Raw genomic sequence first — 15,826 nt, forward strand, 5'->3', positions numbered from 1 at the left:
ACGAGGCACATCTCCAAACTTGCGAATTGGCGTAGCGCGGCTCCGGGGGACCGGATCCTGGAGTACATCATCGGCGATGGGCAGGGGCGGACGGAAGCCCCGCCCAAGATGCGGTCAGCACACCCCGGGAACGCCACCGCTCCGATGGCCGGGATCCCCGGGCCGACACGCCGGAACTCCCGTACGGGCGGCGACCAGTCGGCGTTGCGCCTTCGAACGTTTGCGGCCAGGACCCTAGCAGGATCGCGCCGGACCGTCCCGGCAACTGCCCACCTCATCTCCGTCGGGCTTGCAGGCGAGATCAGGCTACTGACTCGCCGTCAATTCGGCTCCCTCTTCGGGGACAATCACTTACTCCGCTGTTGCAGGATTCAGTCAAGATACGGGGCCAGCTTCCCATATCAGGGTGCCGAGGGTTGACACTCCCGAGATAAGTTGTGGAATGAGAACGCACGTCCCCGCCGACACATCCGGGGGATGCTCCCGGGAAACTCCGGAGGAATGCGACATCCATGCCCGTTCTTGCCACCCGCTCCACCGGGCCTTCAACGACTTATCACGAGCCGGTGACGTCTCACCTGGCCGCCGAGTTCCTGACCGTGCCCGTCGAGACCGTCGGCAGGTGCGTGGCAGAGGTCTGTGCCTGCGCGGAGCACCTCGGCATCGAGGCGACGCCCGAGGTCGTCGAGCGTGTCGCCCGCGAGCATCTGCTCGCCCTTGTCAACTCCGCGCCGCCGCCCCGCGGTCCCCGGTAGCATCGGGGAACCCGGCCGTCTCTACGCACCGTTTGGACCGGGATTGCGAGAAGGTTGGGACGTGAGCGAGCGAAGCGAGCGGGCCGATCCGCACGGCGACGACCGCGATGGGCTCACGCGGCCGACGGGGGAGGCTGAGACTGCTTGAGCCGGCGACACCGTCGAGACCCCAGGGAGAGCCAGTCCCCTGAGGCGGTCTTCTCCGAGATGTTGCTCGCCGCTCGCGAGCTGCTGGCCGTACGCAGCCCGCTGGACGCCGAACTCATGGTCTCCGACATGGTCGGAGCCTGGTGGGGGCGCCGGCTGAAACGCGGGGACGCCGAACAGGTCCTCGGCGAGGGCCTGGTCGACTACGCGGCCAAGGCCGGCTCGCCCGCCGCGCTCACCCTGCTGATCGCGCTGGCCTACCTCGGCACGGCCCGCCAGGCCGCCAAGGCGGAGGGCGCCGCGCTGGCGCTCATGGAGCGCGGTGTGGCCAGGCCCCGCTGGGCCGACCGGCTGGGCGCGGTCAAGACGACCGGCTGCTTCGTCTCCCGGGACGCCTACGGCGACCAGGACACGGTGGTGTGCACCTTCGGCTACCGGGGCGCCGACAGCGGTGAGGACCGGCATGCGCTGGTCATGATCGTCGACTACAACATGCGCGGCATCGCCCGTGACGCCTGGGTCTCCTCGCACGTCGACAAGCTGCTGGAACAGGCCCGGGCCGAGGCCGAGGACAACCCGATGCTCAGGTTCGGCCAGATCGAGCCGCAACAGGCCAGGGCCCTGCTCGAATCGGCCATGAAGGCCACCGCCGAGTACGGCCACCGCAGGACGGCCGCGCCGGTCAGCGACAGCTACAGCGCCTACCACGCCTTCGCCAGGTCCCGGATCAAGGCGCTGCCGCCCGGCCGGAAGCGGCCGGCCCCGCTGCACAGCGAGGCCCCCTACAGCCGCGACCGCCGGGCGATGCTGGCCGCCGAGTTCCTCTCCTCGGACGCGGCCGAGCACCTTTCCGACCCCTCCGCGGCCTCCCGATGCGCCGATCACATCATCGACTACGGCTGCGACCAGGATTTCGGCCGTCCACTACGGGTCAGCCCGACCAAGTGCGAGACCTTCCTGCTCGACTGGCTGCCGCGCAAGGTGATGCTCAGCACCGCCGAGCAGGAGGCGGTGCCGCACGTGCTGGGTGCCTGGGCGCGTTTTGCCGCCGGCCGGACCGGGCTGCCGGACGAGGGGCTGCGAGCCACCCTCGACGCGGTCTGGGAGGCGACGGGCAAGTTCGCCGAGTCCTACCGCGATCCAACGACCTTCGGGCTCGACCGCGACCTGCTCGACCGGCTACTGCCGGACGGCGACCTGTCGGCGCTGGCCAGGCGGGTGTTCGCGTTCCCTTTCCTGCAGGGCACGCACGGCGAGATCCAACTCGGCCTGCTCAACCCCGCGGACGACACCGACCGGCGGATCCTGCTGGGCATCGACCACGCGGGCGAGCTCACCCGGCCCGGCCACGACGAGCATCTCGCCTGGCACGAGGAGATCGCCGCCCGGCTGTGGGAGGGCGATCCACCGCAGCTCTGGGAGGCCGCGCAGCGGCTGCTGGACCTGGGCCACGACCGGCACGACGTGCTGCACGTGCTGATCGAGATCGCCGAGCGTATCGGCGACGACCCCGAGGAGCTGGCCATCGCCCTCGACGACATCGCGGACATTCCCGACGAGCCTCCGGTGTAGGTGAGTCATGGTGATCGATCTCAACGCCGATCTGGGCGAGGGTTTCGGGATCTGGCGGCTGGGCGAGGACGAGGCCCTGCTCGAACTGGTGACCAGCGCCAACATCGCCTGTGGGTTCCACGCGGGTGATCCGCTGACCATTCGCCGTACATGCGCGGCGGCGATCGACCGGGGGGTCGCGATCGGTGCCCAGGTGTCCTACCGGGACCTGGCCGGGTTCGGCCGCCGTGAGATGGACGTCGACCCGGAGGAGCTCTGCGCCGAGGTGCTCTACCAACTGGGTGCGGTGGACGGCATCGCCAGGGCGATGGGCGGCCGGGTCTCCTACGTCAAGCCGCACGGCGCGCTGTACAACCGGATCTGCCGTGACCCCGAGCAGGCCGGAGCCATCGTGGCGGCGGTGGCCGACTACGACCGGGACCTGCCGCTGTTGACCCTTCCCGGCTCCGCCGTCCACGAGATCGCCGCCCGGGAGGAGGTCACCACGGTCGTCGAGGCCTTCGCCGACCGCACCTACACCGGTGCCGGAACGCTGCTCTCCCGCCGCTCCCCCGGCGCCGTGCTGCACGACCCCGGTACGGTCGCCGCCCGTATGGTGCGGATGGTGACCGAGGGCGTGGTCGAGGCGGTGGACGGCTCGCTGGTCCCCGTCGAGGCGCGTTCGATCTGCGTCCACGGCGACACCCCCGGCGCGGTGCTGATGGCCCGGGCCGTCCGCGACGGCCTGGTGGACGCCGGGGTGACGCTGAGGTCCTTCACGTGAGGATCCGGCGGGCCGGGGAATGGTCGCTGCTGGTGGAGACCGGCTCGCTGGAGATCTCCCACCGGCTGGACACCCTGCTACGGGCCGATCGGCCGGCCGGGGTGGTGGAGATCGTGCCCGGCCCCGCCACGGTCCTCGTCACCGCGCCGGGGGCCGACCTGACACGCCTGCGGGACCGGCTCCTCCACCTGCTGGAGACGGGGTCCACGATCGACGCGGGTAGCGCCGTGCCGGCACCGCCGGTGACCATCCCCGTCGTGTACGACGGCGCGGATCTCGACGAGGTGGCCGCGCTGAGCGGCCTCTCCCCCGGAGAGGTGGTCGAGCGGCACACCGGGCGGGAGCTGGTGGTGGGCTGGCTGGGCTTCGCCCCCGGGTTCGCCTACCTCACCGGGCTGGACCCCGCGCTGCGCGTCCCACGGCTGGCCACCCCGCGAACCTCGGTGCCCGCCGGATCCGTGGCGGTCGCCGGCCCCTACTCGGCGGTCTACCCCTCGGCCTCCCCCGGCGGGTGGCGACTGCTCGGCCGCTCCACGACGGCGGTCTGGGACGTGACCGCCGAGCCGCCCGCCCTGCTCACACCGGGGACTCGGGTGCGTTTCCTGGCGGTCGGCGAGCCATGATCGAGGTGATCGCGCCGGGGCCGTACGCCACCGTGCAGGACCTTGGCCGGCCCGGGTACGCCCATCTCGGAGTGCCCCGCTCGGGTGCCGCGGACGAGCCGAGCCTGCGGCTGGCCAACCGCCTGATCGGCAACCCGGAGGGCGCCGCGGGGATCGAGCTGACCTTCGGCGGCGCCCGGCTGCGCTTCACCACCGGGACCTGGGTCGCCGTCACCGGGGCCGCCTGCCCTCTGGAGCTCCTGCGACCGCGCGGGACCGCCCCGGACGACGCGGCTCCCGGTGAGCCGGTCCCACAGGGGATGTGCGCGCCTTTCTGGGTGCCCGCGGGCGGCGAACTGCGCACCGGGACGCCGGAAACCGGCCTGCGCACCTACATCGCCGTCCGTGGGGGCCTCGACACACCCGTCACGATGGGGAGCCGGTCGGCCGACTCGCTGTCCGGGCTCGGCCCTCCCCCGCTTCGTACCGGAACGGTCCTGCCCATCGGACCGACGAGCGGCCTGCCGCCGATCATCGTGGACGCGGCGCCCTCGCCGGGGCTCGGAGCGGGCGTCCTGCTCGTCCTGCCGGGTCCCCGGGAGGACTGGTTCGTCCCCGGAGCCCTGACCACCCTCTGCGCGGAGCCGTACGAGGTCGGCCAGGACAGTAACCGGGTGGGCGTGCGAATGCGCGGCGCCCGCCTGAAACGGGCCCTGGACGAGGAACTGCCCAGCGAGGGCATGGTGGCCGGGGCCGTCCAGGTGCCGCCCAGCGGCCAGCCGATCGTGTTCCTCGCCGACCACCCGCCGACCGGCGGCTACCCGGTCATCGCCGTGCTGACCCCGGCGAGCCTCGCCAGGGCCGCCCAGCTCCGCCCCGGCGACCGGGTACGCTTCCGCCGCGGCTGAACCGCTTCTCATTCGAACACGGAAGCCCCGGTTGTGACGGCTGGCGCAGCAGCTCGGACACCCGCTCGGTCTCGGCGGCGAGGGCCGCGGCGGGCACCGCCAGGCCGGCGGAGGAGGCCACCTGTGCCTGCACCCCGGTGAGCCTGCGCACGACGGAGACCGCGTCCGGCCCGTCTGCCGGGTCCACGAACTGCCGCTTCAACCGCCACGCGAGTACCTGGGGCCAGGTGGCCGAGACGACCACGGCCCATCTCCACACTCCGCCCCCGACAGAAAGCGCGCCTGTCCCGCTGTCGGGTGCCTCCGGGCTCCTTCGGGTGTTCAGCCGCCCGAGGACCGTGAGAGGCTCCGCCCAACCGGGCCGCGGGTCACCGGGTGAAGCCGATGTCCTGGTACCTCAGGTCGTAGAAGCCGCGGGCGCCGAAGTTGGCGACCGTGCTCTTGACCGCGACGTTCTGCGGTCGCTGGTAGAGCGTCACCACGTTGACCGCCTGCCAGATGAGCTTGTCGGCGGCGTTGGTATCGGCGATGGCCCGGCCAGGGGCGAGGGCGGCGGTCGCCTTGTTCATGGCGGCGTCGATCTGCGGGGAGCCGATGCGGCCGAGGTTGGCGTTCCACTGCCCGGTGTCGTCCGGGCGCCTGGTGGCGTCGGCGTACTGACCGTAGGCGCTGGAGACGGGAAACGGCGTGCCCATGTATGCGAAGGCCGTGATGTCGTAATTGCCGGGAATTATGTATTTGGTGAAGTAGTCATCGGTGGGTACCGACTGGAGAGTGACCCCGACACCGATCTGAGCGAGCATGTCCTGGACGAGTTCGGCCTCGGACTTGGTGAGCTGCAGGCTGGACGGCAGGACGAAGCGCAGGTTCAGCTCCCTGCCGTCCTTCCTTCTGATCCGCCCCTCCAGCTTCCAGCCCGCGGCGTCCAGTTCCCGCCCGGCCTGACCGGGGTTGTAAGTACCGATCTCGCCGGCGTTGTCCTGGTAGCCCTCCTGGGTGTTCATGAAGAAGTGGTTGTTCAGCAGGACGATCGGCCAGTCGAGGCCCTGAAGGTCGGACTGGGCGATGGCCTGGCGGTTGATCCCCATCGCCACGGCCCTGCGTACCCTCCGGTCGGACAGCAGGGCACTCTCGCCGTTCATCGTGATGTGCCGGAAGTCGGGCCCGGCCGCCTGCCGCACGATCGCGCCCGGGGTGGCCTTGACGCGCGCGTAGTCGGGCGCGGACGGACCGATGTCGAAGGTGTCGAGCTCACCGTTGCTGAAGGCCCCGACCAGTGCGTCGCTCTCCAGGGAACGGTAGATGATCTGGTCCAGCTTGGCCCGCTCTCCCCACCAGCGGTCGTCCCTGGCGATGGTGACGGTCTTGGCGGTCGGATCGAACGCGACGAACCTGAACGGGCCGGCGGTCACCGGGATGCGATTCAGCCAGGCGTTGTTGAACGCCTCGGGGGTGGCATTGGTGCTTCGGGGGTACAGCGGCGCGAACAGCGACTGCCAGTCGCCGAAGGGTTTGGCGAAGGTCACCACGACCTGGTGGTCGTCCTTGCCCCTGGTCACCTTCTCGATGTCCTGGTAGCCGGTGGTGCCGGCCACCCGGTAGTCGCCGTTGCGACCGTTCATCGCCTGCCACTGGGCCCGGTAGTCCTCCCAGGTGATCGGGGTGCCGTCGGACCACCTGGCACGCGGGTCGAGGGTCAGGGTGACGACCTGCTTGGGGCCGTCCGAGGTGACCCTGCCCGCCGACAGGTAGTCGGTGTTCGGGGAGATCTGCCCCTTGGCGTCGGAGCGGAACGGCGAGGGCATGAGGGCGTCCATGACCTTCTTGACCGTCGCCAGGTTGCCGTCGACGTGGTTGAGGTTCCAGTTGGCCGGATACTCGCCGAGCCCCCAGCGGAGCACCCCCCCGTCCACGACCCGGTCGCGGGCGACGGGGTTGACGTCGTAGGCCTTGATCGCCGAGGTGGACCCGCTCCCCGTCCCGCCCCCGCCACCACAGCCGGTCAGAGTCGGCGAGACCGCCAGGACCACGGCCAGCACGGTGGCGAGCGCGCCCACGCACCGGATCGATGTCACTGTTTTCCTCCCGGAGGATACGACTGGGCGAACAGAAGGGCACTCGGCTGGATCATTCGGCGCCGAGCCTCTCGGCGAAGTGGCACGACACTCCGTGGTCGTCTCCGAGCCGGCGTACCTGCGGTTCCTCCTCCACGCAACGCCTTCTGACGGCCTCGTCGAGGGATCTGAACAGGGGACAGCGGGTGCGGAAGCGGCAGCCGGAGGGGGGGTCGGCCGGGCTGGGCAGGTCTCCCTCCAGCAGGATCCGCCTTCTGGACCGTTCCATGACCGGATCCGGCAGCGGGACGGCCGACAGCAGTGCCCGCGTGTAGGGATGCATCGGAGCGTCGTACACCCGGTCGGCCTGCCCGATCTCGGCGATCCTGCCGAGATACATGACCGCGACCCGGTCCGCGATGTGCCGGACCACGGCCAGGTCGTGCGCCACGAGCAGGTACGACAGACCCAGGCGGGTCCTCAGCTCCTCCAGCAGGTTGAGCACCCCGGCCTGGATGGACACGTCGAGCGCCGAGACCGGCTCGTCCAGCACGACCAGCCGGGGCTCCAGGGCGAGGGCGCGGGCGATGCCGATGCGCTGACGCTGCCCCCCGGAGAAGTCCTGCGGATAGCGGGCGGCATGGCCGGCCTCCAAGCCGACCATGCCGAGCAGTTCGCGGACCCTCGGGCCCACCTCACGGCCGCCGTGCGCGCGCAGCGGCTCGGCGAGGATGTCGTGGACGGTCATCCTCGGGTCGAGCGAGGCCAGCGGGTCCTGAAAGACGACCTGCATGTCGCGCCGGACGGCCATCCGGTCACGGGCGCTCATCCGTGCGGTGTCATGGCCCAGCACCGTGATCCCGCCGCCCTGCGGTGCGGCCAGTTCGAGGATCTCCATCAGGGTGGTCGTCTTGCCGCAGCCCGACTCTCCGACCAGGCCGAGCGTCTCCCCCTCCCGGATGTCGAAGCTGACACCGTCCACCGCGCGGACCGTGCCGACCCGCCGCCGCAGGAGCGTTCCCTTCGTCAGGGGATAGTGCTTGACCAGGCCGTCGACGGCCAGGACCAGGTCACGCTCGCCACGCGGCCGTGGCCGCTCCCCACGGACGGCGGTGTCGGCGGTGGAGGCGACGGCACGCATGCCGTAGATCTGGGCGGGTGACCACCCCTCCGCCTCGATCTCGCCGGAGCGTACGCACGCCGCGAGGTGGCCGGGCGAGCCCACCCGTACCGGCTCGGGCTCGGACTCGGCGCACGCCGGGACGGCGATCGGGCAGCGCGGCTCGAACGGGCAGCCCGGCGGCAGCGCCGCCGGTGACGGCGGGCTGCCCTCGATGGGCACCAGCGGCTGCTCCCGGCCGCGGTCAAGGCGCGGGATCGAACCGAGCAGGCCCATGGTGTAAGGCATGCGGGTGCGGTAGTAGACCTCGTCCACCGAGCCGACCTCGACGGGGCGCCCGGCGTACATGACGAGAACCCGGTCGGCGAACCCGGCCACCACCCCCAAATCGTGGGTGATGATGACGATCGCCGCGCCCGTCTCCCGCTGCGCCGTCTTCAGCACCTCCAGCACCTGAGCCTGGATGGTCACGTCGAGCGCGGTGGTCGGTTCGTCGCACAGGATCACGTCGGGGTCGTTGGCGATCGCCATCGCGATCACCGCGCGCTGGCGCATGCCGCCGGAGAACTCGTGCGGGAACGCCCTGGCGCGCTGCGCCGCGTTGGGGATGCCGACCAGGTCGAGTAGTTCGACGGCGCGCCTGGCGGCCTGCGCGGCGCCGATCCGTTGGTGGACGCGGACCGCCTCGGCGATCTGGTCGCCGACCCGGTAGACGGGGGTGAGCGCGGAGAGCGGGTCTTGGAAGACCATCGAGACGGTCCTGCCGCGGAACGCGGTGAGTGTCCTCTCCGGGGCGCCCAGAATCTCCTGTCCGCGTAGCCGCACCGACCCGGTGACGTGGGCGTGCGGCGGGAGCAGGCCCATCACGGCCAGCGAGGTGACCGACTTGCCGGAGCCGGACTCGCCGACGATCCCGAGCACCTCGCCCGGACGGACCGCGTACCCCATCCCCCGAACCGCGCGGACCGCGCCGGGGCCCCGGCCGAAGGTGATGTCGAGGTCGCGTACCTCGAGCACGGGGTCGGCGGGCACGGGGTCGCTCCCTGCCCTCAACGGCAGAGGCGCGGCCCCGGAGCCGTGCCCGCCGGTCCGGCCGTTCCGGGATCTCGCGTCCGCGGTTCGCTCGCTTGTCATCCGCTCACCCACTCCTGCGGGCCGTGGGGTCGAAGGCGTCGCGCAGGGAGTCGCCGACCAGGTTCACCGCGAGCACGGTGACGATCAGCAGGCCCGCGCAGAACCAGAACGTCCAGGGGGCGTAGAGCGCCGTCTGGGCGCCGTCCGCGATGAGGCTGCCCAGCGAGACGTCCGGCGGCTGGATGCCGAAGCCGAAGTAGGAGAGGGACGTCTCGGTGAGGATCGCGGCGCTGACGTTCAGCGTGGCGTCGACGACCAGCAGCGAGGACATGTTGGGAATGATGTGTCGGAAGATGATTCTTGTCGGCGGCACGCCCATGAACCTGGCCGCCTGGATGAACTCCCGTTCCCTGAGCGAGATGGTCATGCTCCGGACGATCTTCGAGGTCACCATCCAGAGGAAGAGCGCCAGCACCAGCACGAACATCGGCCACTGTCCCCCGGCGAAGAGCGGGGACATGATCGCCAGGATCAGGAAGGCGGGGAGCACGAGCAGCAGGTCGGTCACCCAGGTCAGCGAACGGTCGGTCCAGCTTCCGAAGTATCCGGCGAAGGCCCCCACCACGGCCGCGAGCGCGGTGCCGACCACCGCGGCGAGCAGGCCGACGACCAGGGACCTGCGCGTGCCGCGCAGCGTGACCGCGTACACGTCGGCGCCGGTCTGCAGGGTCCCCCACCAGTGCTCGGTCGACGGCGGCGCGAGAAAGGCCGTGAAGTCCTTGGCGGTGTAGGTCCAGCGGGTGAGGTAGGGGCCGGCGAAGGCCAGCAGGAAGATCAGCGCGAGCAGCACGGAACCGGTCCGGCCCCGGCCCGAGCGCAGGAGGCGGCCCATGACCACCCGCAGCCGTGAGGGCGCCTTGATCCTGTCCACGGACGCCCGCTGCTCGGTGAGCTCCTCCTCGGCGATGGTCATCTCCGGCTCACCCCACCCGGACGCGCGGGTCGAGGACGGCGTGGAGCACGTCGGAGGCCAACGCGGCCAGCAGCACCGCCAGCGCGGCGAAGCAGCTGATCGCGGCGACGGTGTTGATGTCGTTGGTGGAGATCGAGTCGACCAGCTGCTCTCCCACGCCGTGCCAGCCGAAGATCTTCTCGGTGAAGGTGGTGCCGACCAGCAGCGCCCCGAAGGTGAAGGCGAAGTAGGTGACCGCCGGGATCAGCGCGGTGCGCAGCGCGTGCCGGGTCAGCGCGGCACGGCGGCTCAGCCCCTTGGCCATGGCCGTGCGGATGAAGTCGGCGCCGAGCACATCGAGCATCATGTTGCGCTGGTAGCGGCTGTAGACGGCGGCCAGGCCGAGCGAGAGCGACAGCGTGGGCAGCAGCAGATGCTGGATCCGGTCGATCCCGGCGGCGGCGAACCCGCCCTGGAGCCCGGGGGTCGCCTCTCCGCTGACGAGGAGGATCTGGGCGCCGACGGCCTCGTTGAACCGGACCGCGGCGATGATCAGGATGTTGGCCAGCACCACCGTGGGGACCGCGAGGACGACGAAGGAGAGAGCCGTCGAGAGCCGGTCGAAGGCGCCGTACTGCTTGACCGCGGCGTAGGCGCCGACCAGCACTCCGGTGACGCTGCCGACGAGAAGCCCGACCGTGATCAGGCGCAGGGTGACGCCGATCCGGCGCCCGAGGTCGTCGCCGACCGAGCCGCCGGCCACCGTCCTGCCGAAGTCGCCGTGCGCCAGGGCGCCCGCCCAGGTCAGGTAGCGCTCGAAGAGCGGGGTGCGGTCGTTGAGGTTGAGGTCGGTGAGGCGGGCGTCGACGACCGCGGGGGGGATCGGCGGGTTGCGGCCCTCGTAGTTGGATCGCGGGTCGAGCGCGGAGGCGGCCAGCATGTAGGCGAGGCTGGTGGCCACGACGATCAGCACCAGGTAGTTGAGCAGCCTGCGGGCAAGGAATCCCGCCATCTTTCCTCCTCCGGAGCCCCACCGCTGTCGGTGACCATCTTGCTACACTCGGCAACCGATGGGCTGCATAGCGTACCGAATCGGAGGGATCTCGGTGGACGATGGCGCCGGTCGGACCCGGAATCACTTTCCGGAGAGTTCGTCCACGGCGGCGCGCAGGTCAACGCTGGTGATGGTGGTCAGGTCGGCGGCGGTGGCGGTGGTGCCGCCCAGGGCGGCCAGGCGGACGTCCCTGCGCATCGCCGCGCGCTCGAAGAGCGAGCGAGCGAACCGGCCGTTGCCCAGGCCGTCGATCAGGCCCTCGTCGCAGACCCAGGCGAAGACCTCGGCCAGGTCACGCCGGGCGGCGTCGTCGAACCTGTCACCCGAGGAGTCGGCGAGCAGCACCGCGATCTCGGTGAGCTCCTCGGCGGAGTACGAGGGAAACCGCACCCGCTGGCTGAACCTGCTGCCCAGGCCGGGATTGGACGCCAGGAAGGTGTTCATCTCCCGCTCGTATCCGGCCAGGATGATCACCAGCCGGTCGCGGTCGTCCTCGGCCCGCTTGAGCAGCGTCTGCACGGCCTCGGTGCCGAAGGCGTCGCCCCCGCTGTAGCCGGAGTTGACCAGGCCGTAGGCCTCGTCGACGAAGAGCACCCCGCCGAGCGCCCGATCGACCAGCTCGTTCGTCTTGATCGCGGTGGCGCCGAGGTGCTGGCCGACCAGGTCGGCCCGCTGGGCCTCCACCACGTCGGGCTGGGAGAGCAGGCCGAGCGCGGCGAAGATACGGCCCAGGATGCGGGCCACCGTGGTCTTTCCGGTGCCCGGCGGCCCGGCGAAGACGAAGTGCCGCATCTGCGGCGGGGTCGGCAGCCCCCGCTCCTGACGCATCTTGGCCACTCTGAGCTGCGCGGCGATCGCGTGCACCTGCCGTTTGACCGGTTCGAGACCCGCCATGCGGTCGAGGTCGGCCAGCGCCTCCTCAAGGGAGGGCGCGGCCTGGTAGCCCCGGTAGCGGGCGGTGAGCTCGTCAAAGGCCTTGACGACATCCCCCAGAACCGTGGTGACCAGGTCCTCGGTGGTGGGCGCGCCACCCGCCCCCACCACGCGCACGTCCCTGGCCTGCGCGGCGGCCTCCACGAGGCTGCGGACGAACCGGGCGTTGCCCAGGTCGTCGACTATCGAGCGCCGGTGGATGTCCTCGAATCGGGCGAGCAGCGCGGGCGCGGCCTCCGGTGACATCCGATCGCCCCGGCGCCTCTGCAGCAGCTCGGTGATCTGGAGCAGCTCATCGGGAGCGTAGCTGGGGAAGCGGACCCGGCTTGCGAACCGGCTGGACAGGCCGGGGTTGGACGACAGGAAGGTGGCCATCTCCTTCTCGTATCCGGCCAGGATGACGACCAGCCGGTCGCGGTCGTCCTCGGCCCGCTTGAGCAGGGTCTGCACGGCCTCCGCGCCGAACCTGTCCGGCTGGCCGTCACCGGAGTTGATCAGGCTGTACGCCTCGTCGATGAAGAGCACCCCGCCGAGCGCCCGGTCGACCAACTCGTTCGTCTTGATCGCGGTGGCGCCGAGGAACTCCCCCACCAGGTCGGCCCGCTGGGCCTCGACCACATAGGGGGTCTCCAGCAGGCCGAAGGCGTAGAAGATCTTCGCGACGGTCCTGGCCACGCTGGTCTTGCCGGTGCCCGGAGGGCCGACGAACACGAAGTGCCGCATCGGCGGCTCGGTGGAGTATCCGGCCTCTCTGCGTAACCTGGCCGCCTCGATCGAGGCGGCGATCGAACGCACCTGTTCCTTCACCGGGGCCAGGCCGATCATGGCGTCCAGCTCTCCGAGCGCCTCCTCCACCGAGATGGGCGGCGGCGCCTCCCGCTCGTCGGCCACCGCGGCGGGTGCGGGGAGACCGCCCCCGCGGCCCCTGAGCCCGGCCTGGCTCCGCTCCCCCGCCGTCAGCCCCGCCCGCACCCGGCGGGCCTGGAGGAGGCGCTGGACGAGCACCCCGGCCGCCACCGCGTACGCGACCCAGATGGCGGTGACCGGCGCGAGCCCGGGGATGACCGCGCCGAGCAGCACGGCCACCAGTCCGGCGGGCACCAGTGCCATGGCCGTGCTCACCCACGGGGTGACCCAGCGGATGAGGTGGGCCGCGCCGGCCACCAGGGGGGCGAGGATCATCAGCGCGGTCGGGACCGGCGAGTTCCAGCCGGAGGCGCCCTGGAAGATCATCAGCGCCGACAGCCAGGCGAGCACCACGAGCAGGGTGGCCGCGGCGCGGGGAAAGCTCAGGGTCAGCGCCGCGAAGCCGAGCAGCGTCAGCGTGACGAAGAGCGTGTTGAGCACCGACCAACCAAGGCCGAACGCCAGCCCGACCGCTCCGACCAGTACCGCGACGTAGATCAGCCTGCGCAGAGGCGGCGAGAGCCGGAAGTAGCCCAGCCGCACCCGCTCGAACAGATCCCGTGCGGCCGCGCGCCCCGCCGGCTGGGCCCTGCTGGATTCCCGCATCACGCCTCCCCGGTCCGCCCCCGGTTATACCGCACCGGGAGGACGTTTGCGCGTGCCTGAGCGTCGCGCCACGCCGCCGCGCGGGCACGATCAGATATGTGGACGACAATGGATGAAATCCACGTTCGAGGTGGCAAGCTCCGACCGGTGCCGCACCGGTGGCCACACCCTTCCCTGTGCCGCCTCCGCGCCCCGCGCGCGGTGGTTCGCGCCGGTGTTCCCGCCTGGTGGGAGTACCCGGCCCCCGCGCCCGTCCTACCCGGGGAACCGGCCAGGTGACGGGCATGGGAATATCACCGCCGGGCAAGGCGGTCCGCGCTCCCGACGGCCGCCCGCGCCCGGCGTGGCCGCTCTTTCCGGGGGCGGCTCAGCCTCGGCGGGCACGGCCCTGGTGCCGGCCGGGATACTCGCCGACCACGACCTGCTTGGGGGTGACCCTCAGCAGGTCGGCCTCGGTGTCGCCGATCGCGATGCCGCGCACCTCGGCCCAGAGGCCGCGGCCCTGCTGGTCCGCGACGAAGACCGCCACCCTGGGGTCGCGCTCGGCGGCCTCCCACGCGTCGGAGGCCGCGATCAGGCGCAACTCGCCGCTCGGGCCGACCGAACTGACCGCGCCGACGGCCAGCGCGCGCGGGCCGCTGGGGTCGGCGTAGGCGAGCACCACCCCCCGCGCGTAGGTGAAGGCCGCGCGCACCTCCCCGCTGAGCCCCACCGGCGGGGAGGCATCGCCGGGCAGGCGGCCGCCGCAGCCGTCGCACATGACCAGCGAGGCGCGCCAGGGACCCGGCGCACCCCGCCACCACGCCCGCACCGACCTCGTGGCGAACACCGCCGACGAGACGGCCGGCAGCGCGGTTCCGGCCCGCCAGGCCCACTCACCCGCCTGCGCGAGCCCGAGCGTGGTGACCGCGGCCGCCATGCCGAGCAGAAGCGCCGCCGCGGCGGACAGGGCCAGCGCCACCGCCAGCCCGCGGTCCGCCGCCAGCACCCTGCCGAGGCCCAGGGCGGGACCGGCCCCGCGGTACGCCCAGCCGAGCACGAGCGGCACGGCGAGCGCGGCGAGCGCCCAACGCCGTTCGCCCAGGACCTCCGCCGCCAGCACCACCGCCACCGGCACCGACCAGGCCCGGCCCGCCACCAGCCAGAGGGTCACGTTGACGTCCCGCCGGGCCGTACGGTCGCCACCGGCCGCGGCGAACTCGGTCAGTGCCCTGACCGGCCGCCCGCGCCAGGCCTCGACGAGCACGCGCAGGACGAGCAGTACGGCGCCGTTGAGGAGCACCAGCCCGGCGAGGCCCGCCCAGAGCACCCCCGTGGCGTCCGGCGGCGGTCCGGCCAGGAGCGGTGGGACCTCCGATGGGAGGGTGGCGACGACCGCGACGTACGCGGCCACGACGACCAGGGTGATCAGGATCGACGTGCCGAGCCAGAGGTCGCGGGCGAGCATGCCGGGCACGTACGACCAGAGCCCGACCCGGTGCGCCTGTCTGAGGGTGATCACCAGGACGGCGAGCGGCACCAGCCCGCCCCCGATCCTCGCCACGCCTGCCAGGCCGAACCCGAACTCCGCCGCGCAGACCGCGACGAGGGCGACGGCCAGCAGGAGGCGGATCTGCCGCGACCATGTCTCCAGGGCGCGCCTGGCCCGGCCCGTCTCGCGGGGGTCGACCGGCCAGGCGGGGTCGTGGTGGGCACGTGGGCGCTCCCAGCGCAGCCAGGTCAGGCCGAGGTTGATCCTGGCGCCGGGATGGTCGGGCAGGCGGCGCAGCGCGTCGCGGTAGGCGGCCCGCGCGCGGGGGTACTCACCGCGCAGCAGCGCGAGGTCACCGATGAGGACATGCGGGTCCGGCTCCTCCGGCGCGTAGCGGACGGCCCTGGCCGCCTGTGCCCGCGACTCGCGCCAGCGGCCCGGCACCCTGCGCAGCGCCGCCCCCAGGCGCATCCGCGCGGCCCAGGAGCCCGGCGCGAGGCGCACCGCCTCCTCGGCGGCGGCCACGGCCTCCGCGTCGCGGCCGAGCCGCTCGAATGCGAGACTGGCGAGGCGGTATCCCCAGTCGGCTCCCGACTCGGACCGGGGGTCGAGGTCCAGCGCCCTGCGGGCGGCCTCCAGCGCGGCCTCGGGATGGTCACGGCCCAGCAACGCGGCGGCCACGGCACACCACTGCCGGGGGTCGTCGGGATCTCGGGGCGGCGACACCGGGGCCGAGTCGTGCCCGCCGAACCCGCTCACCACAGCGGTTCACGGGCCTCACGCTGACTCCCCACGATCGCCATGGTCCGTGGGAGATCACCATTTGCCTAGATAACGGTATATGCCTGTATCTCTCTAGAGAGGTCACTCACAGTGTCACCGGAAACACGGACTGTCGATCGACCCCGA

At 71.9% G+C, this 15,826-nt stretch carries 11 protein-coding genes; 5 read left to right on the forward strand and 6 right to left on the reverse strand.

Features of this window, described 5'->3' with window-relative positions:
* Positions 1–566 precede the first annotated feature (566 nt).
* The 5 genes from IG98_RS0131105 to IG98_RS0131125 all read left to right on the forward strand — a co-directional run bounded on the left by IG98_RS0131105 (position 567) and on the right by IG98_RS0131125 (position 4,747).
* On the forward strand, positions 567–755 hold the full coding sequence (locus IG98_RS0131105) for a hypothetical protein (RefSeq protein WP_386274015.1): 189 nt from the start codon (positions 567–569) through the stop codon (positions 753–755).
* Between the two features lie 207 nt (positions 756–962).
* Positions 963–2,474, forward strand: coding sequence for a hypothetical protein (locus tag IG98_RS0131110; RefSeq protein WP_037971708.1), 1,512 nt, complete (start codon positions 963–965; stop codon positions 2,472–2,474).
* Positions 2,475–2,481: 7 nt separating this feature from the next.
* Positions 2,482–3,237 (forward strand): LamB/YcsF family protein, encoded by a 756-nt coding sequence (locus IG98_RS0131115; protein WP_030920259.1) that lies wholly within the window; start codon positions 2,482–2,484, stop codon positions 3,235–3,237.
* The gene (locus IG98_RS0131120) at positions 3,234–3,860 is read left to right on the forward strand and encodes a 5-oxoprolinase subunit B family protein (protein WP_157594610.1); all 627 of its coding nucleotides are present in this window, start codon (positions 3,234–3,236) and stop codon (positions 3,858–3,860) included. Before IG98_RS0131115 ends, IG98_RS0131120 begins: the two co-directional genes overlap by 4 nt.
* Positions 3,857–4,747: a 5-oxoprolinase subunit C family protein gene (locus tag IG98_RS0131125; RefSeq protein ID WP_030920263.1), complete on the forward strand. Its 891-nt coding sequence runs from the start codon at positions 3,857–3,859 to the stop codon at positions 4,745–4,747. The genes IG98_RS0131120 and IG98_RS0131125 overlap by 4 nt, the downstream gene beginning before the upstream one ends.
* 368 nt (positions 4,748–5,115) lie before the next feature.
* On the opposite strand, the gene IG98_RS0131130 is transcribed toward IG98_RS0131125, so the two are convergent.
* From IG98_RS0131130 to IG98_RS0131155, 6 genes are all read right to left on the reverse strand, one after another.
* Complete coding sequence (locus IG98_RS0131130) at positions 5,116–6,822, reverse strand: ABC transporter family substrate-binding protein (protein ID WP_030920265.1); 1,707 nt, start codon at positions 6,820–6,822, stop codon at positions 5,116–5,118.
* Positions 6,823–6,874: 52 nt separating this feature from the next.
* On the reverse strand, positions 6,875–8,953 hold the full coding sequence (locus IG98_RS0131135) for a dipeptide ABC transporter ATP-binding protein (protein ID WP_245651790.1): 2,079 nt from the start codon (positions 8,951–8,953) through the stop codon (positions 6,875–6,877).
* Positions 8,954–9,059: 106 nt separating this feature from the next.
* Positions 9,060–9,968 (reverse strand): ABC transporter permease, encoded by a 909-nt coding sequence (locus IG98_RS0131140; protein WP_030920269.1) that lies wholly within the window; start codon positions 9,966–9,968, stop codon positions 9,060–9,062.
* A gap of 7 nt (positions 9,969–9,975) precedes the next feature.
* Positions 9,976–10,959: an ABC transporter permease gene (locus IG98_RS0131145; protein ID WP_030920271.1), complete on the reverse strand. Its 984-nt coding sequence runs from the start codon at positions 10,957–10,959 to the stop codon at positions 9,976–9,978.
* A gap of 123 nt (positions 10,960–11,082) precedes the next feature.
* Positions 11,083–13,446, reverse strand: coding sequence for an AAA family ATPase (locus tag IG98_RS0131150; RefSeq protein ID WP_030920273.1), 2,364 nt, complete (start codon positions 13,444–13,446; stop codon positions 11,083–11,085).
* A gap of 367 nt (positions 13,447–13,813) precedes the next feature.
* Positions 13,814–15,676, reverse strand: a complete 1,863-nt coding sequence (locus IG98_RS0131155; protein ID WP_245651791.1) for a tetratricopeptide repeat protein — start codon at positions 15,674–15,676, stop codon at positions 13,814–13,816.
* Positions 15,677–15,826 lie beyond the last annotated feature (150 nt).

This window comes from Streptosporangium amethystogenes (assembly GCF_000721075.1).
In the GTDB taxonomy this organism is placed as follows: Bacteria; Actinomycetota; Actinomycetes; order Streptosporangiales; family Streptosporangiaceae; genus Streptosporangium; species Streptosporangium amethystogenes.